Consider the following 13,907-nt stretch of genomic DNA (forward strand, 5'->3'; position numbering starts at 1 on the left):
CTAGCGCTCGATCCCGGAGGGCGCCGCCTTCTCGGCGGAGCCCGTCAGCGCGGCGAGCACGCGCTTGTCGAACTGCCACGGAATCGGCGGTTCGGCCACCGCGCTGCGCACGTGAGCGACAAACGCCTTGCGTGCGATCTCGCGGCCGCCGAGCGACGCTAGATGCGACGTATTCTGCTGGCAGTCTATCATCTCCAGCCCCTGCTCGCGAAGGTGCGCGATGAGCGCGGCCAGCGCGATTTTCGACGCGTCGGTCACGTCCGCATACATCGACTCGCCGAAAAACATCCGCCCGAACGACACGCCGTACAGGCCGCCGACGCGGCGTCCGTCGTGCCACGTCTCGATGCTGTGCGCGTTGCCGGAGCGGTAGAGCGACGTATACGCGTCGATGATCTCGGCCGTGATCCACGTGCCGCGTTGCCCGCGCCGCGGCGCCTGCGCACAGGCGCGCATCACGCCCGGAAAGTCGTGGTCGACCCGCACTTCCCATTCGGGATCGCGCAGCACGCGCTTCAGCGTCTTGCGCAGCGACGGCGACACCTTGAATTCGGCCGGCACGAGGATCATGCGCGGATCGGGGCTCCACCACAGCACGGGCTGGCCGTCCGAGTACCACGGGAAAATGCCGCGCAGGTACGCCTCGATGAGGCGCGACGGCAGCAGGTCTGCGCTCGCGGCCAGCAGCCCGGGCGCGCCGGTCGCGGGGCCGAGCGCGCGCTCGATGGGCGGAAACGGATCGTCCGGGCCGAGCCAGGGGACCATGGGGCGCGGGCTCAGCCGTTGCGCAGCGAGCGGAAGATGTCGCCGGTGTGCACGCCGTAATCACCGGCGGCGCGATCGGCGAAGAAGAAACGCAGGGTCTGGCTGACGGTCGGGAACGCGATCTCGTCCCACGGAATGTCGGCTTCGTCGAACAGCTTCACTTCGAGGCTTTCCTCGCCGGCTTCGAACCCCGGATCGGTGAGCCGCGCGAGGTAGAACAGGTGGACCTGGTGCACGTGCGGCACATTGAGCAGCGTGAACAGGTTCTGCACCTCGACGCGTGCGCCGGCTTCCTCGAGCGTTTCGCGCGCGGCGGCTTCGGCCGTCGTTTCGCCCATTTCCATGAAGCCTGCCGGCAGCGTCCAGAATCCGTAGCGCGGTTCGATCGCGCGGCGACACAGCAGGATCTGGTCGCCCCAGACCGGGACCGTGCCGACGACGTTGCGCGGATTCTGGTAGTGGATCGTGCCGCAGTGATCGCAGACGAAGCGCTCGCGGTTGTCGCCCGGAGGAATGCGCGCGATGACTTCGTGACCGCAGACGGAGCAGAATTTCATGTCGAGTGGAAGGGACGAGGTGATGCGAGTGTATCACCGGGGCACGCCATTCCAGAACGCCTGCGCATGCGGGCGGCATGTCGCGCGAAGCGGAGGTGCGCGTGCGCGAAAAGGGTGCCGTGCCCGGGCGCGGAAAAACAAAAAGCCCGGCGCGAGGCCGGGCTTTTTGCGGAATGCTGGACGGGTTGGTTGCGGGGGTAGGATTTGAACCTACGACCTTCGGGTTATGAGCCCGACGAGCTGCCAGACTGCTCCACCCCGCGTCCGTCGAAGAAATGAATTATAAGGAGTTACCCGAGGGCATGCAAGCACTTTCTGACAATCGCGTGTCGCGTCTCGTAGGGACGGTACGTGGAGCGCGTGCGCTAGAATCGAGCGGTTTGTGTCGTCATCCCGGCAGCAGGGCCGTGCGCGATCGCGTCGGCGCCGTTGCGGCTCCCTTTACTGTATCGACGGATTCATGGACATCGCTCACGATCTGCAATCGATCGGCGCGCAGGAACAGGCGCTCGTGTTTCCCCATTTCGATCCCGCGCGCGCATGGGCGCTCGGCAACCGGATGCATGCGCTCGCGACGACGCGCGGCCATGCGATCGCGATCGACATCGTCACGTTCGGCCAGCCGCTGTTCTACGCGGCGCTCGCCGGCGCGACGCCCGACAACGCCGACTGGGTGCGCCGCAAGCGCAACGTCGTCGCGCATTTCCGCCGCAGCTCGTACGCGATCGGCCTGCGCATGCAGCAGGCCGGCGCCACGCTCGCGGACAAGCACGGGCTGCCGATCGCCGAATATGCGCCGCACGGCGGCTCGTTCCCGCTGACCGTCGCCGGCGCCGGCGTGATCGGCTCGATCACCGCGTCGGGGCTGCCGCAGCGCGCGGATCACGAGTTCGTCGTCGAGGCGCTGTGCGCGGAGCTCGGCCACGACTACGCCGTGCTGGCCCTCGCCAGGAGCTGAGCGATGCAACTGCCCGGTTATGCATGGCTCGCGATCGCGATCGTCGCGGAAGTGGTCGGCACGTCCGCGTTGCGCGCGGCGGACGGCTTCACGCGCTTCTGGCCGTCGGCGCTCGTCGTCGCCGGTTACGGCATCGCGTTCTACTGTCTGTCGCTCACGTTGCGCACGATGCCCGTCGGCATCATCTATGCAGTCTGGTCGGGCGCCGGCATCGTGCTGATCACGCTCGTCGCGATGCTGCTCTATCGTCAGGTGCCTGACCTGCCGGCGGTGATCGGCCTCGGGCTGATCATCGCGGGCGTCGTGGTACTGAACCTGTTCTCGAAGATGCAGGCGCACTGACCGTGCGACTGCCGTTTGCCGGATGACTTCCATGACCGATTCCACTTCCGCCGTTGCTACCGCCGAATCCGCCCGGCCCGACGTCCACGCGTATGTCGCGAACCGCATCGGCTTTCTCGAGCTGAACCGGCCGAAGGCGCTGAATGCGCTGTCGGTCGGCATGATCCGGCTGATGCAGCAGGCACTCGACGCGTGGCGCAACGATCCCGAAGTCGTCGCCGTCGTCGTGCACAGCCCGCACCCGCGCGCGTTCTGCGCGGGCGGCGACGTGCGTTTCTTCCACGACGCATGGCAGCGCGGCGACCGCGACGCGGTCGACACGTTCTTCATCGAGGAATACACGCTGAACCATGCGATCTTCACGTATCCGAAGCCGTACATCGCATTGATGCATGGTGTCGTGATGGGCGGCGGCATGGGTATTTCGCAGGCCGCGCGGCATACGGGCGGCCTGCGCGTCGTGACCGACTCGACCAAGATGGCGATGCCGGAAACGCGCATCGGCCTGTTCCCGGACGTCGGGATGAGCTGGTTTCTCGCGCGCACGCCCGGCGCGATCGGCCGTTATCTCGCCGTGACCGGTGCGGCGCTCGGCGCGGCCGACGCGCTGTACGCGCAACTCGCCGACGTCTATCTGCCCGATGCCGCGCTGCCGGCACTGCTCGATACGCTGCGCAGCGCGCCGATCGACAGCGGTGCGCGGGCGGTGGCTTGTGTCGCCGAGGCAGCGGCCGCGCACAAGGTCGTGCCGACGCCCGACACGTCGGCGCTGGCCGATGCGCGCGCCGGGATCGACCGGCATTTCGCGCAGCCCGACGTCAACGCGATCCTCGCATCGCTCGACGCCGAGCAGGATTGCGCGGCTGTCGACGGTTGGGTCGAAAAGGCGACCCATGCGATGCGCGAACAGCTGTCTCCGCTGTCGATGGCCGTGTCGCTCGAGGTCGTCGAACGCGCACGCGGCGCGACGATGGCCGATTGCCTGCGGCGCGATCTCGATCTCACGCGCTCGACGTTCGCGCGCGGCGACGTGATCGAGGGCGTGCGCGCGCTGATCGTCGACAAGGATCACCGGCCGGCCTGGCGCTTCAAGTCGGCCGCCGATGTCGATCGCGCCGACGTGCTCGCGATGTTCGACAGCCCGTGGGCGCCGGACACGCATCCGCTGCGGAATCTGCAGGACTGACGTCGGTCGGGCCGGCCGGCACGCTAGACAGAAACGAAAAGGCCGCCTGCGGATGCAGGCGGCCTTTTTTGCGGAGGGCGATCGAAGGGCATCGCGCCCGAGCGTGCGTTATTCGTCGCCCGCGTCGTCGGACATGAACGCGCGCATGAACACGAGCGCGCCGAAGCCCCACACCGCGTTCGCCGCGAAGCCGGCCGCGAGCACGGGCATCATGTTGCCCGACGGCCAGATGCCGCGCAGCGGATCGATCGCGAACACGCGGGCGGCCGTCAGCACGATGCCGCCGAATATGAGCGCACCGATCCACGATGCCTCGCGTTCCGGCGATACGCGCAGCAGCCACGCCATCGGAATGGCGCAGCATGCGCTGATCAGCGCATTCGCGACAAATTCAGGAATGCCGAGCGGCGCGAACGGCTGCGTCGAGAAGCCGGTTGCGGCGATCAGGTCGGCGGTGTGAAGGAGCGCGAGCGTCGCCTCGCGGAAGAACAGGGCGGCCAGGAAGCCGGACAGGAATGGCAGGATGACTTTCTGCATCGATGAGTGCACCGCAGGCGCGCACGGCCGGGGCCGGGCGCGCGGAGTTATTCGGATAGGTGCGCCATTATAGGGCCCGTCCGCGGCGATATTCGCTCCAGCGTCGTGCTAATCACGAAAGCGGAAAACCTAAGCTCAAAAAAATCGTTCCAAAGCCCTGCACCGATCCCTAGACTGATTTCCCAGAAACAGCCGCGCAATCGCGTCCTCGCCCGCCGCGCGGCCTGACCGGCGAGCTATCCCGAATCGAACGCACACCATGCATGCGCCGCGCATCCGCGACGCGAGCAGGGCGATGTCTTTTCCAAATTTCGGCAGTGACAGTCAAGCAGGAGCAGCAGATGAATGTGTTCTGGTTTATCCCCACGCATGGCGACAGCCGCTATCTCGGCACGGCCGAAGGTGCGCGCGCCGCGGATTACGATTACTTCAAGCAGGTCGCCGTCGCGGCCGATACGCTCGGCTACGAAGGCGTGCTGCTGCCGACCGGCCGTTCCTGCGAGGATGCGTGGGTGGTCGCGTCGAGCCTCATCCCGGCGACGCAGCGCCTGAAATTCCTGGTTGCCGTGCGTCCCGGCATCGCGTCGCCGGGCCTGGCGGCACGGATGGCCGCGACGTTCGACCGCCTGTCCGGCGGCCGCCTGCTGATCAACGTCGTGACGGGCGGCGACGCGGCCGAACTCGAAGGCGACGGCCTGTTTGCCGATCACGACACGCGCTACGAGATCACCGACGATTTCCTGAACATCTGGCGCGGGCTGCTGGCCGCGTCGCACGACAACGGCGGCTTCGACTACATCGGCAAGCACCTGCAGTCGAAGGGCGGCAAGGCGCTTTATCCGCCCGTGCAGCGTCCGCATCCGCCGCTGTGGTTCGGCGGTTCGTCGCCGGCCGCCCACGCGATTGCGGCCGATCACATCGATACCTACCTGACCTGGGGCGAGCCGCCCGAGGCCGTCGCGAAGAAGATCGCCGACATCCGGGCCCGCGCGGAGGCGCGCGGTCGCAAGATCAAGTTCGGCATCCGCTTGCACGTGATCGTGCGCGAAACCGAGGACGAAGCGTGGCGTGACGCCGAGCGCCTGATCAGCCGTCTGGACGACGACACGATCGCGCGTGCGCAGCAGGCGTTCGCGAACATGGATTCGGAAGGCCAGCGCCGGATGGCCGCGCTGCATGGCGGCAAGCGCGGCGGCCGCGACGCGCTCGAGGTGTACCCGAACCTGTGGGCCGGCGTCGGCCTGGTGCGCGGCGGCGCGGGCACGGCGCTCGTCGGCAATCCCGAGCAGGTCGCGGAACGCATGCGCGAATACGCGGATCTCGGCATCGAGACGTTCATCCTGTCCGGTTATCCGCACCTCGAGGAGTCGTATCGCTTCGCCGAGCTCGTGTTCCCGCTGATCAAGGGCAAGGGCGCGGAGAAGGCGACCGGCCCGCTGTCGGGGCCGTTCGGCGAAATCGTCGGCAACAACTATCTGCCGAAAGCCGCGCAGAGCTGAGCGACAGGAGGCCTGCGATGACAACGAAAACGTCGACGACGGGCGCCGTCGTGGCGGCCCGTGCCTGGCGCGGCGTCGCGCCGTGGCTCGTGCCGCTCGCGTTGCTGGTGGCGTGGGAGGTCGGTGCGCGCACCGGCTGGCTGTCGACCCGCGTGCTGCCCGAACCGGTGGCGGTCGTCCGCGCGGCCTGGTCGCTCGTGACGTCGGGTGAAATGTGGGCGAACGTGAAGGTCAGCACGTGGCGCGCGCTGTTCGGCTTTGCGATCGGCGGCGGCGTCGGCCTTGCGCTGGGGCTCGCGACCGGCCTGTCGAAGGCGGCCGAGGTCGCGCTCGATTCGACGATCCAGATGATCCGCAACATTCCGGCGCTCGCGATGATTCCGCTCGTGATCCTGTGGTTCGGCATCGACGAGAAGGCGAAGCTGTTCCTGGTCGCGCTCGGTGTGTTCTTCCCGGTCTACATCAACACGTATCACGGGATCCGTTCGGTCGACGCGAACCTGATCGAGATGGCGAAGAGTTACGGCGTGCGCGGCTTCGCGCTGTACCGCGACGTGATCCTGCCCGGTGCGCTGCCTTCGATCCTCGTCGGCGTGCGTTTCGCGCTCGGGCTGATGTGGGTGATGCTGATCGTCGCGGAAACGATCTCCGCGCAGTCGGGCATCGGCTACATGACGATGAACGCGCGTGAATTCCTGCAAACCGACGTGGTGGTGGTCGGCATCCTGTTGTACGCGGTGCTCGGCAAGCTGGCCGACGTGCTGGCGAAATGGCTCGAGCGCGTGACGCTGCGCTGGCATCCCGCTTATCAATCAGGAGCAAAGGCATGAATGCGACCACTTCGGCGGCCGCCTACGGCCCGCTCGCCGGCGCGGACCTCGAGGTCGAACTGGCACAGGCACGCGTCGCGGACGGCGATGCGCGCGACGCGGCGATTCTCGAGCGCGACGGCGGCGCATCGGTCGTGCCGCTCGCGCGACGACGCGCGGACAGCCCGGCACCCGACGACGCGGTGACGCTGTCGGGCGTCAGCAAGCGCTTCGGCGCACGCACGGTGCTCGACAACGTCGAGCTCGGTATCGCACGCGGCAGCTTCGTCGCGATCGTCGGCCGCAGCGGCTGCGGGAAATCGACGCTGCTGCGTCTCGTCGCGGGGCTCGAGCAGCCGAGCAGCGGCGCGCTCGTGACGCGCGGCGAGGGCGGCGGCGTGCTCGACACGCGGATCATGTACCAGGATGCGCGTCTGCTGCCGTGGAAGACCGTGCTGCAGAACGTGATGCTGGGCCTCGGGCGCGGCGCGCGCGATCAGGCGCGCGCGGTGCTCGATGAAGTCGGCCTGCTGGAGCGGGCCAACGACTGGCCCGCGCAATTGTCGGGCGGCCAGCGCCAACGCGTTGCACTGGCCCGCGCGCTCGTGCACCGGCCTCAACTGCTGTTGCTCGACGAGCCGCTCGGCGCGCTCGACGCGCTGACCCGCATCGAGATGCATGCGCTGATCGAGCGGTTGTGGCGCGAGCATCGGTTCACCGCGCTGCTCGTCACGCACGACGTGCAGGAGGCCGTCGCGCTCGGCGACCGCATCCTGCTGATCGAGCAGGGGCGTGTGGCGCTCGATCAGCCCGTGCCGCTCGACCGGCCGCGCGCCCGCGCCTCGGCCGCATTCGCGGCGCTGGAGGATCGCGTGCTGAAGCGCGTGCTTGCCGGTGGGCCCGGTGCGGTCGATCAGGACGCGGAGCATGAGGCAGACAAGGTTCGACCGGTCGGGCAGATCCGCTGGGCCGTTTAATTCCGGGCGGCTCCGGCCGCCCGTCTTGAGACTTTTTTCTTCGGAGCGATCATCCCGATGAGCATCACTGCAATCAACGTACGTAACCAGTTCAAGGGCAAGGTGAAGGAGATCATTCGCGGGTCCGTGGTCTCCGAAGTCGACGTCGAGACGCCGTTCGGCATCGTCACGTCGGTGATCACGACCCGTTCGGTCGACGAACTCGAACTGAAGGTCGGCGCGGAAGTCGTCGCGCTCGTGAAGTCCACCGAAGTCTCGATCGCGCGTCTCTGACCGCGCGTGTCCTGCTCCGATGCGGCGCCGGCGGGCAGTGCGCCCGCCGCGCCGCATCGGCGTTCCCGCAGCGCGCATGCCTCGGTATTCGGCGTCCGGACGAAGTGCTAGGATGGAGCGACACGACGCCGGAGGCCAACGCATGACCCCCATTCTTTCCCCTGAAGCCATCGAGGCGCTGAAGTGGATCGACCAGTTCGGCGAAAGCCGGCCGGTTCCCGCTGCGTTCGACGACGTTGTCTATGCGTTGCTGAACGAGGGGCTGATCTATCAGGCGACGGCCGACCGGGTCGACCTGACGACCGACGGCAAATCCTTTTTGTCCAACGAATACGATTGAGCGCCCGGCGCCGGCTGCCCGGGCGGCCTGGCGCCGCGTCGCCACGGAGCGTGCGATGGAACCGAAAGGCAGCGACCTCGGCGATTTCAGCGAGCCGTACCGCGGTTTCGAGATCGAGGTGAAGACCGAGCAGGTCTGGGACGGCGAGCATGCGCACTACCGCGTGCTGCAAGGCGATGCCGTGCGGATCGACTGGCGGCTCGTCAAGGTCGACGGGATGCTGCTGACCGAGCGACGCGTGATCGAGCGCGTGCTCGACGAGGCGCGCCGGGCCGTCGATGCGGAGCTGGGCGAGGGCGGCTAGCGGAGCGCCGGCAGGAGTGGCCCGGGTTGCGGTAAAATAACCGGTTGTTCCCGTGCCGGCTGGCCTGTTGCCCGAATTCCATGTCCGTTTCGTCCTCGCTTCCTCCCCGCCGCGTTTCCGTCGCGCCCATGCTCGACTGGACCGACCGTCATTGCCGGTCGTTCCACCGTACGCTGACGCGCAACACGTGGCTGTATACGGAGATGATCACGACGGGCGCGCTGCTGTTCGGCGACGCGCAGCGGCATCTTGCGTTCACGCCGAGCGAATCGCCGATCGCGCTGCAACTGGGCGGCAGCGAGCGTGACGATCTCGCGCGCGCCGCGAAGCTCGGCGAGCAGTGGGGCTACGACGAAATCAACCTGAATTGCGGATGTCCGTCCGAGCGTGTGCAGCGCGGCGCGTTCGGCGCGTGCCTGATGAACGAGCCGCAGCTCGTTGCCGACGGCGTGAAGGCGATGCGCGATGCGGTGTCGGTGCCGGTCACGGTCAAGCACCGGATCGGTGTCGACGCGGTCGAAGATTACGCGTTCGTGCGGGACTTCGTCGGCACGGTGGCCGAGGCCGGTTGCGAAACGTTCGTCGTGCATGCGCGCAACGCGATCCTGAAGGGTTTGTCGCCGAAGGAGAATCGCGAGATCCCGCCGCTCAAGTACGACTATGCGTATCAGTTGAAGCGTGATTTTCCGTCGCTGGAGATCGTTATCAACGGCGGCATCACGACGCTCGACGAGGTTGCGCAGCACCTCGAACATGTCGACGGCGTGATGCTGGGTCGCGAGGCGTATCACAACCCGTTTGTGCTGGCCGAAGTCGATACGCGCTTCTACGGGTCGACCGCAGCGGTGCCGACGCGCGAGGACGCCGAGGCGCAGCTGATCGAGTATTGCGCGGCCGAACTGAAGCGTGGGACCTATCTCGGCGCGATCGTTCGGCACGCGCTCGGACTGTATCGCGGCATGCCGGGCGCGCGTGGCTGGCGCCGCGTGCTGTCCGACAACAAGAAGCTCGCGCGCGGCGATCTGGCCGTGTTTGACGAGGCGCGCGCGCATCTGAACGAAGCCGAAGAAATTTTTGAAAAAAAGGCTTTGCAAGATTCAAAAGTCTTCGTATAATCTTGTTCTTCGCTGCTGAAACAAAACAGCGAAGCAAAGTAAGCAGTATCAGTGGTGGCTGTAGCTCAGTTGGTAGAGTCCAGGATTGTGATTCCTGTCGTCGTGGGTTCGAGTCCCATCAGCCACCCCACAGAATTCCTAGCGGTATCAAGAAGTTAAAAACGGCACTGTCCCAAAAGACAGTGCCGTTTTTGTTTTGACTTCCGCAAAGAGAATTTTCATGGGGCCTTTGCGTTTCACGATCTTGTTGCAGACGCATGCCTGCGCGTGGCTGTTGCCGTATCTGCGAGTGGGGCAGGGCATGCACCGCGCTGCTTTACGCGAACGTGCCCGGAGTCGCGTCGATCTGCGGCCAGCCGAGATCGGAAACTTGATTTCCCGATTGCCGTCCAATGGCGCGTACTCGGCAGCCGTCGAGATTCCTGATGGCGCGCCGGTATGCACCTGCTACGGATACGGCGCGACCTTCGCAGAACCTTCCAACAACAAGGGAACTCACGCGCTGCGGCGAATGCAGATTCCGGCGGAGGTGGTTGTATAGCCGGCCAACCTCAATTTGAGATGCGGGTTGTTGCTGTACGGCGGCGCGTCGACGTGGAAATCGAGTGCGTGCGCGTGTGGTGCTGGCGCGAACGACTCAACCTCGTATCCTCGATTGCGTAACCGCATGACGAGTTCTTCCATATCGCGCTTTCGGTAAATCACGGTGCCGCCTTCGCTGGACGTATCGTCGTTCGACGAAAGATTGTATTCCGTCGTGTGAACGGCAACCCCACCGGGCTTCAGTGTATCCATGCTGTTGATGACGAACTGAAGGCCGGCCTCCAGATTGCCAAGGTGCTCGAAGCAGCAGGAGGACCAGTTGAAATCAAAATCGCGCAAAGACGGGGCAATGGCGTTCATGTCGCAATGTTGATGCGTCACGGCGCGATCGAAAATTTCGTCGGCCACGATGTTCGGGAATCGCAGCTCGTTGAGGGCGTTACTGTGTTGTCCGGTTTGGGACCATCCGCTGGATTGTCCAATTTCCGGTGGCGCGTCAGTGGCGACGATGAAGCATCCCAGTTTGGCGAAAAGCGCCGGCAATCGCTCCTGACCCACGCCAAAGCCGAGCCCGCGCCGACCGGGGGTGAGCATGCCTAGCCGGTTCAGGTGGTGGATGATGTATGTCCATTCCCAAAATTTTCGCTGATACATCGGGGGGAGGCAGAGCATCGCGCAAACTCGTGCATGCTCCGGGTGAAGCATATCGGCCGCACTACATGTCGAGTACTGCATGAACGGCGCTTGATCGTCGAGGACTGGATCGGATGGAACGAAGATTCGTTGTTCGATTGCATTCGCAATGCGTTTGTCCAGATCGAAATGCTCACTTGTGCATCCGCGCTCGACGTACAGGGAGTCGATCTTTTTTTGAAGGTCGACAGTCGCCTGCTTGAGCCGCGCAATTTCTGCCCGGTCAGATTCGATGCGCCGATCGATCGCAACATTGATACGGAACTGCACCCGCTTCCAGATCGGCCTGCCGATCGCCTTCAATGCCGCCTTCACCATTTCGGTCTCCATCGATGTGGTGGGGGTCACGGTTGGCAATCTTACGTCATGTAAGTGGGATCATCCATCCACTGTCGTTCGGCGTTTGCTTCATTCTCGGGAGTGCACTACCGACGGCGTATCGGCACGCACACGTGTCGAGGGGCAGCCGCACACGGAGGATTTGTCGTTTCTCGAAACTCGAACCGTGCCTCGACGCGACCTCGTGACAGGGTGGATTCGCGATTGGCCGGCGTGAGCATCTCCCGAGCCTCAAGCCGGAATGCGTGCGCGTCAGCCAAGCGACCACGGCGACCCACGACACTTCGGTTTTTCGGGTTCGATTACGACAATGCATACTGTGCAGGCCTCGATTTCGGGCCGTGTGAAGTGCCCACGATCGTCGCTCGGAACTTGCTCGATTACATGTTCGTTCTCGACGTTTCACCTCTCGGTTGACCACTCACCATGAAGAACATCCGCATTCGCTTGCTTGTCGCGCTCGTATCGTTGGCCGCGTTGCCGTCGCACGCTCAGCCGGCGGCCGGCCTGCCACGCACGGCTTCTCAACCCTACGGCGCGTCTTCCTCGAAAACCGGCCACACGGCACCCACCGTTGCATCATTCGGAAATCAATTCACCTGGCTTAACTCATTGATTCCATGTACGACCGCGTGCGCGCAAACATGGTCGCAATCGGCCGGTGGTGGAATGGGTTTGCTGGGAGCGACGCGCACGTCGGACAATTCGCTGACCGGGTCAATGGCCGCTCAGGGTGTTGCGGGCTATGCAATCAATGACAATACGGTTCACGTCCAAACTGCCTATGCCACCTACTCCGAAGCGCGGAGAAGGCCGGGCGCCGGAACGACTCAAGGGCATGAAATCGACGTTGTAAATCAGGGCTCCGTCGTTGGACTCGACCCGTACGACATGTTCCGGAGCGGTATCACCCCGGGGCTCTGGTTGTCATCGGGACGCCGTGATGTGAAGACCGGCGCGGCCAACGCCAGTGCCGCCGTCGGCATCGTAAACAACAACACTGCCTTCGAAAACGGGATCGTGTTTCAAAGCAGCGCCTTGAACACGACGACTGGCGAAGGCAACGCAATTGTATTGCCACGAAAGGACGCTGTCGTGTGGTTCGGCAGTGCAGGGAACAAGGTTGCGGCAATCCGAAGCGATGCAACGACCGCGTCGCTTCGCGCGATATTTGCGAACGGGCTGCTTGCGTTGCAGAATCTTTCCGGCGTCAACGAGCACACGTTTTCAGATACCGGAAACTATTCCGCAAAAGGAAATATTTCGGCTGGCGGAACAGGTTCAATGCCGCTTTATAGCCCGACCGGTGCCGGCGCGAATGCTCCGCACATGGTGCATGGATCGGTCGCGTTGGCATCCGGCAGCGCCACGGTCAAACTCACCGGTCCGGCCGTTTATACGTCTGCGTCGAGTTATACCTGCACGGCCAACGACACGACCGCGGCGAACGCCGTGAAGGTCAGTCAAGATTCGGGTGCATCGATCACTTTCACCGGAACCGGCACGAATACGGTTCAGTTTCTCTGCGCGGGCAACTGATCCGCTGCTCATTCGGAGCCAGCCGCTTTGGGACGACATTCTTCAGGCGGTGTTCATCGCCACCACCAGTTGTGCGGCGGGCCAACGGCACAAGCCGTCGAATCCCGCTAGAAGCACCGGCATCAATCCTCCTGGGTGCTCGTTCGCCAGGCAAAGCGGGCGTGTGTCGAAATTGGGCTCGACATCGAACGCAGCATCGGCTGATATCGCTGCTGCTTTCCGCTAAGGTTTGCGCGCGCCGTGCCGTTATCTCTCCTGGACAGCCCTCGTGCCTCGAATGCTGATCCGTTTTCTTGCCTGCTCGCGTGATGCGCGAGCAGGCTTTTTTCGTTTACGGCATTCCATCGAAGACTGGATTGGCGGAATGGAACAGGGACTTGGCGCCAACCGACAAAGCGCAACAGTCTTTCATGGGTGTAATGTATCGCCTTCCTCGTGCCCTCATGCTTTGCAGGGCCGTTCGATCCCGACGACCCATGAAGGCGCCGGGATTTTTTTTGCATATGCAGCGATACCCCCGCGATGCGTCACCGAGAAAGGCATTTCGCAAGGCACGGTATATTTTGCGACGACACATACCGATCGATAGAACACGCTACAAGGAGTCGCCAACCCATGTCGGACACTCGGACCACGCTTCGCGCCGCGACTGCGCACGACGCGTCCCTCATCGCTCGCCTGCATACGCAGAGCTGGCAGAGCGCATACAGCCATATCCTTCCGGCCACCTACCTGTCGGATGAGGTGCCGACAGAGCACGCGATCCGGTGGCGCAAGTATCTCGATCGCAACGAAGACGAGTGGGGCCTGGTGCTGATCGCCGAGTCGGACGGCGCGCCCGTCGGCTTCGTCAGCGCGGAACGTCCTGACGATCCGGCGCTCGGTGTGCTGCTCGACTGCCTGCATGTCCATCCTTCGCATCACGGCTGCGGGACGGGCAAGCGCATGATCGAAGCCGTCCGTGCGTGGGCGCGGTCGATCGGCGCGGGCAAGGTCCACCTGCAGGTGCTGGACGGTAACGTGCGAGCGATCGGTTTCTACGAACACAACGGCTGGCAACTGGCCGGTATCGAAACGAGCCGCATCGGCCCGACGAAGGTCACCGATCGGATCTACGCGATCGACGCCTGA

The 13,907-nt window shown here is 64.6% G+C and carries 16 protein-coding genes and 2 tRNA genes; 13 read left to right on the top strand and 5 right to left on the bottom strand.

The window, feature by feature from the left end:
- The 3 genes from aat to WJ12_RS07720 all read right to left on the bottom strand — a co-directional run bounded on the left by aat (position 1) and on the right by WJ12_RS07720 (position 1,585).
- Entirely contained in the window at positions 1 to 765 is a 765-nt protein-coding gene (gene aat / locus WJ12_RS07710) for a leucyl/phenylalanyl-tRNA--protein transferase (RefSeq protein WP_034186991.1), read from the bottom strand.
- An 11-nt stretch (positions 766 to 776) separates the two neighbouring features.
- Positions 777 to 1,322, bottom strand: coding sequence for an NUDIX hydrolase (locus tag WJ12_RS07715; RefSeq protein WP_021161562.1), 546 nt, complete (start codon positions 1,320 to 1,322; stop codon positions 777 to 779).
- A 186-nt stretch (positions 1,323 to 1,508) separates the two neighbouring features.
- Positions 1,509 to 1,585 (bottom strand) — tRNA-Met (locus WJ12_RS07720).
- A 197-nt stretch (positions 1,586 to 1,782) separates the two neighbouring features.
- On the opposite strand from WJ12_RS07720, the gene WJ12_RS07725 reads away from it, so the two are divergent.
- The 3 genes from WJ12_RS07725 to WJ12_RS07735 are packed head-to-tail and all read left to right on the top strand — an operon-like array spanning position 1,783 to position 3,808.
- Positions 1,783 to 2,280 (top strand): heme-degrading domain-containing protein, encoded by a 498-nt coding sequence (locus tag WJ12_RS07725; protein ID WP_034186990.1) that lies wholly within the window; start codon positions 1,783 to 1,785, stop codon positions 2,278 to 2,280.
- 9 nt (positions 2,281 to 2,289) lie between these two features.
- Positions 2,290 to 2,622 (top strand): DMT family transporter, encoded by a 333-nt coding sequence (locus WJ12_RS07730; protein WP_404824222.1) that lies wholly within the window; start codon positions 2,290 to 2,292, stop codon positions 2,620 to 2,622.
- A 31-nt stretch (positions 2,623 to 2,653) separates the two neighbouring features.
- Positions 2,654 to 3,808, top strand: coding sequence for an enoyl-CoA hydratase/isomerase family protein (locus tag WJ12_RS07735; RefSeq protein ID WP_059557795.1), 1,155 nt, complete (start codon positions 2,654 to 2,656; stop codon positions 3,806 to 3,808).
- A gap of 108 nt (positions 3,809 to 3,916) precedes the next feature.
- On the opposite strand, the gene WJ12_RS07740 is transcribed toward WJ12_RS07735, so the two are convergent.
- Positions 3,917 to 4,345: a hypothetical protein gene (locus WJ12_RS07740; RefSeq protein WP_034186987.1), complete on the bottom strand. Its 429-nt coding sequence runs from the start codon at positions 4,343 to 4,345 to the stop codon at positions 3,917 to 3,919.
- A 341-nt stretch (positions 4,346 to 4,686) separates the two neighbouring features.
- On the opposite strand from WJ12_RS07740, the gene ssuD reads away from it, so the two are divergent.
- From ssuD to WJ12_RS07780, 8 genes are all read left to right on the top strand, one after another.
- A complete protein-coding gene (gene ssuD, locus WJ12_RS07745; protein WP_034186986.1) occupies positions 4,687 to 5,844 on the top strand; it encodes an FMNH2-dependent alkanesulfonate monooxygenase in 1,158 nt (385 codons plus the stop codon).
- A 17-nt stretch (positions 5,845 to 5,861) separates the two neighbouring features.
- Positions 5,862 to 6,674, top strand: coding sequence for an aliphatic sulfonate ABC transporter permease SsuC (ssuC, locus tag WJ12_RS07750; protein ID WP_049036196.1), 813 nt, complete (start codon positions 5,862 to 5,864; stop codon positions 6,672 to 6,674).
- Positions 6,671 to 7,630 carry an ATP-binding cassette domain-containing protein gene (locus tag WJ12_RS07755; protein ID WP_059557793.1) on the top strand — a complete coding sequence of 320 codons (960 nt, stop codon included), beginning with the start codon at positions 6,671 to 6,673 and terminating at the stop codon, positions 7,628 to 7,630. The genes ssuC and WJ12_RS07755 overlap by 4 nt, the downstream gene beginning before the upstream one ends.
- Before the next feature lie 57 nt (positions 7,631 to 7,687).
- The gene (locus tag WJ12_RS07760; protein ID WP_006476104.1) at positions 7,688 to 7,903 is read left to right on the top strand and encodes a TOBE domain-containing protein; all 216 of its coding nucleotides are present in this window, start codon (positions 7,688 to 7,690) and stop codon (positions 7,901 to 7,903) included.
- Positions 7,904 to 8,045: 142 nt separating this feature from the next.
- Positions 8,046 to 8,243 (top strand): hypothetical protein, encoded by a 198-nt coding sequence (locus tag WJ12_RS07765; protein ID WP_034187036.1) that lies wholly within the window; start codon positions 8,046 to 8,048, stop codon positions 8,241 to 8,243.
- A gap of 55 nt (positions 8,244 to 8,298) precedes the next feature.
- The gene (locus WJ12_RS07770; protein WP_034186983.1) at positions 8,299 to 8,547 is read left to right on the top strand and encodes a hypothetical protein; all 249 of its coding nucleotides are present in this window, start codon (positions 8,299 to 8,301) and stop codon (positions 8,545 to 8,547) included.
- Between the two features lie 128 nt (positions 8,548 to 8,675).
- Complete coding sequence (gene dusA / locus WJ12_RS07775; RefSeq protein ID WP_059557791.1) at positions 8,676 to 9,662, top strand: tRNA dihydrouridine(20/20a) synthase DusA; 987 nt, start codon at positions 8,676 to 8,678, stop codon at positions 9,660 to 9,662.
- Positions 9,663 to 9,716: 54 nt separating this feature from the next.
- Positions 9,717 to 9,792 (top strand) — tRNA-His (locus WJ12_RS07780).
- A 365-nt stretch (positions 9,793 to 10,157) separates the two neighbouring features.
- On the opposite strand, the gene WJ12_RS07785 is transcribed toward WJ12_RS07780, so the two are convergent.
- Entirely contained in the window at positions 10,158 to 11,246 is a 1,089-nt protein-coding gene (locus WJ12_RS07785) for a methyltransferase domain-containing protein (protein ID WP_226103988.1), read from the bottom strand.
- Between the two features lie 417 nt (positions 11,247 to 11,663).
- Between WJ12_RS07785 and WJ12_RS07790 the strand changes: the two genes are divergently transcribed.
- Together WJ12_RS07790 and WJ12_RS07795 are read left to right on the top strand one after the other, a co-directional pair.
- A complete protein-coding gene (locus tag WJ12_RS07790; protein ID WP_034186980.1) occupies positions 11,664 to 12,776 on the top strand; it encodes a hypothetical protein in 1,113 nt (370 codons plus the stop codon).
- Positions 12,777 to 13,391: 615 nt separating this feature from the next.
- Positions 13,392 to 13,907, top strand: coding sequence for a GNAT family N-acetyltransferase (locus WJ12_RS07795; RefSeq protein ID WP_059557790.1), 516 nt, complete (start codon positions 13,392 to 13,394; stop codon positions 13,905 to 13,907).

The organism is Burkholderia seminalis, assembly GCF_001718535.1.
Classification (GTDB): Bacteria; Pseudomonadota; Gammaproteobacteria; order Burkholderiales; family Burkholderiaceae; genus Burkholderia; species Burkholderia seminalis.

Excerpts from the sequence above, each read along its gene's own strand:
- WJ12_RS07760 (WP_006476104.1), top strand. The coding sequence starts at position 7,688 with ATGAGCATCACTGCAATCAACGTACGTAACCAGTTCAAGGGCAAGGTG.
- WJ12_RS07765 (WP_034187036.1), top strand. The coding sequence starts at position 8,046 with ATGACCCCCATTCTTTCCCCTGAAGCCATCGAGGCGCTGAAGTGGATC.
- aat (WP_034186991.1), bottom strand. The coding sequence starts at position 765 with ATGGTCCCCTGGCTCGGCCCGGACGATCCGTTTCCGCCCATCGAGCGC.
- dusA (WP_059557791.1), top strand. The coding sequence starts at position 8,676 with ATGCTCGACTGGACCGACCGTCATTGCCGGTCGTTCCACCGTACGCTG.
- WJ12_RS07735 (WP_059557795.1), top strand. The coding sequence starts at position 2,654 with ATGACCGATTCCACTTCCGCCGTTGCTACCGCCGAATCCGCCCGGCCC.
- WJ12_RS07755 (WP_059557793.1), top strand. The coding sequence starts at position 6,671 with ATGAATGCGACCACTTCGGCGGCCGCCTACGGCCCGCTCGCCGGCGCG.
- ssuD (WP_034186986.1), top strand. The coding sequence starts at position 4,687 with ATGAATGTGTTCTGGTTTATCCCCACGCATGGCGACAGCCGCTATCTC.
- WJ12_RS07740 (WP_034186987.1), bottom strand. The coding sequence starts at position 4,345 with ATGCAGAAAGTCATCCTGCCATTCCTGTCCGGCTTCCTGGCCGCCCTG.
- WJ12_RS07795 (WP_059557790.1), top strand. The coding sequence starts at position 13,392 with ATGTCGGACACTCGGACCACGCTTCGCGCCGCGACTGCGCACGACGCG.
- WJ12_RS07715 (WP_021161562.1), bottom strand. The coding sequence starts at position 1,322 with ATGAAATTCTGCTCCGTCTGCGGTCACGAAGTCATCGCGCGCATTCCT.
- ssuC (WP_049036196.1), top strand. The coding sequence starts at position 5,862 with ATGACAACGAAAACGTCGACGACGGGCGCCGTCGTGGCGGCCCGTGCC.
- WJ12_RS07790 (WP_034186980.1), top strand. The coding sequence starts at position 11,664 with ATGAAGAACATCCGCATTCGCTTGCTTGTCGCGCTCGTATCGTTGGCC.
- WJ12_RS07770 (WP_034186983.1), top strand. The coding sequence starts at position 8,299 with ATGGAACCGAAAGGCAGCGACCTCGGCGATTTCAGCGAGCCGTACCGC.
- WJ12_RS07725 (WP_034186990.1), top strand. The coding sequence starts at position 1,783 with ATGGACATCGCTCACGATCTGCAATCGATCGGCGCGCAGGAACAGGCG.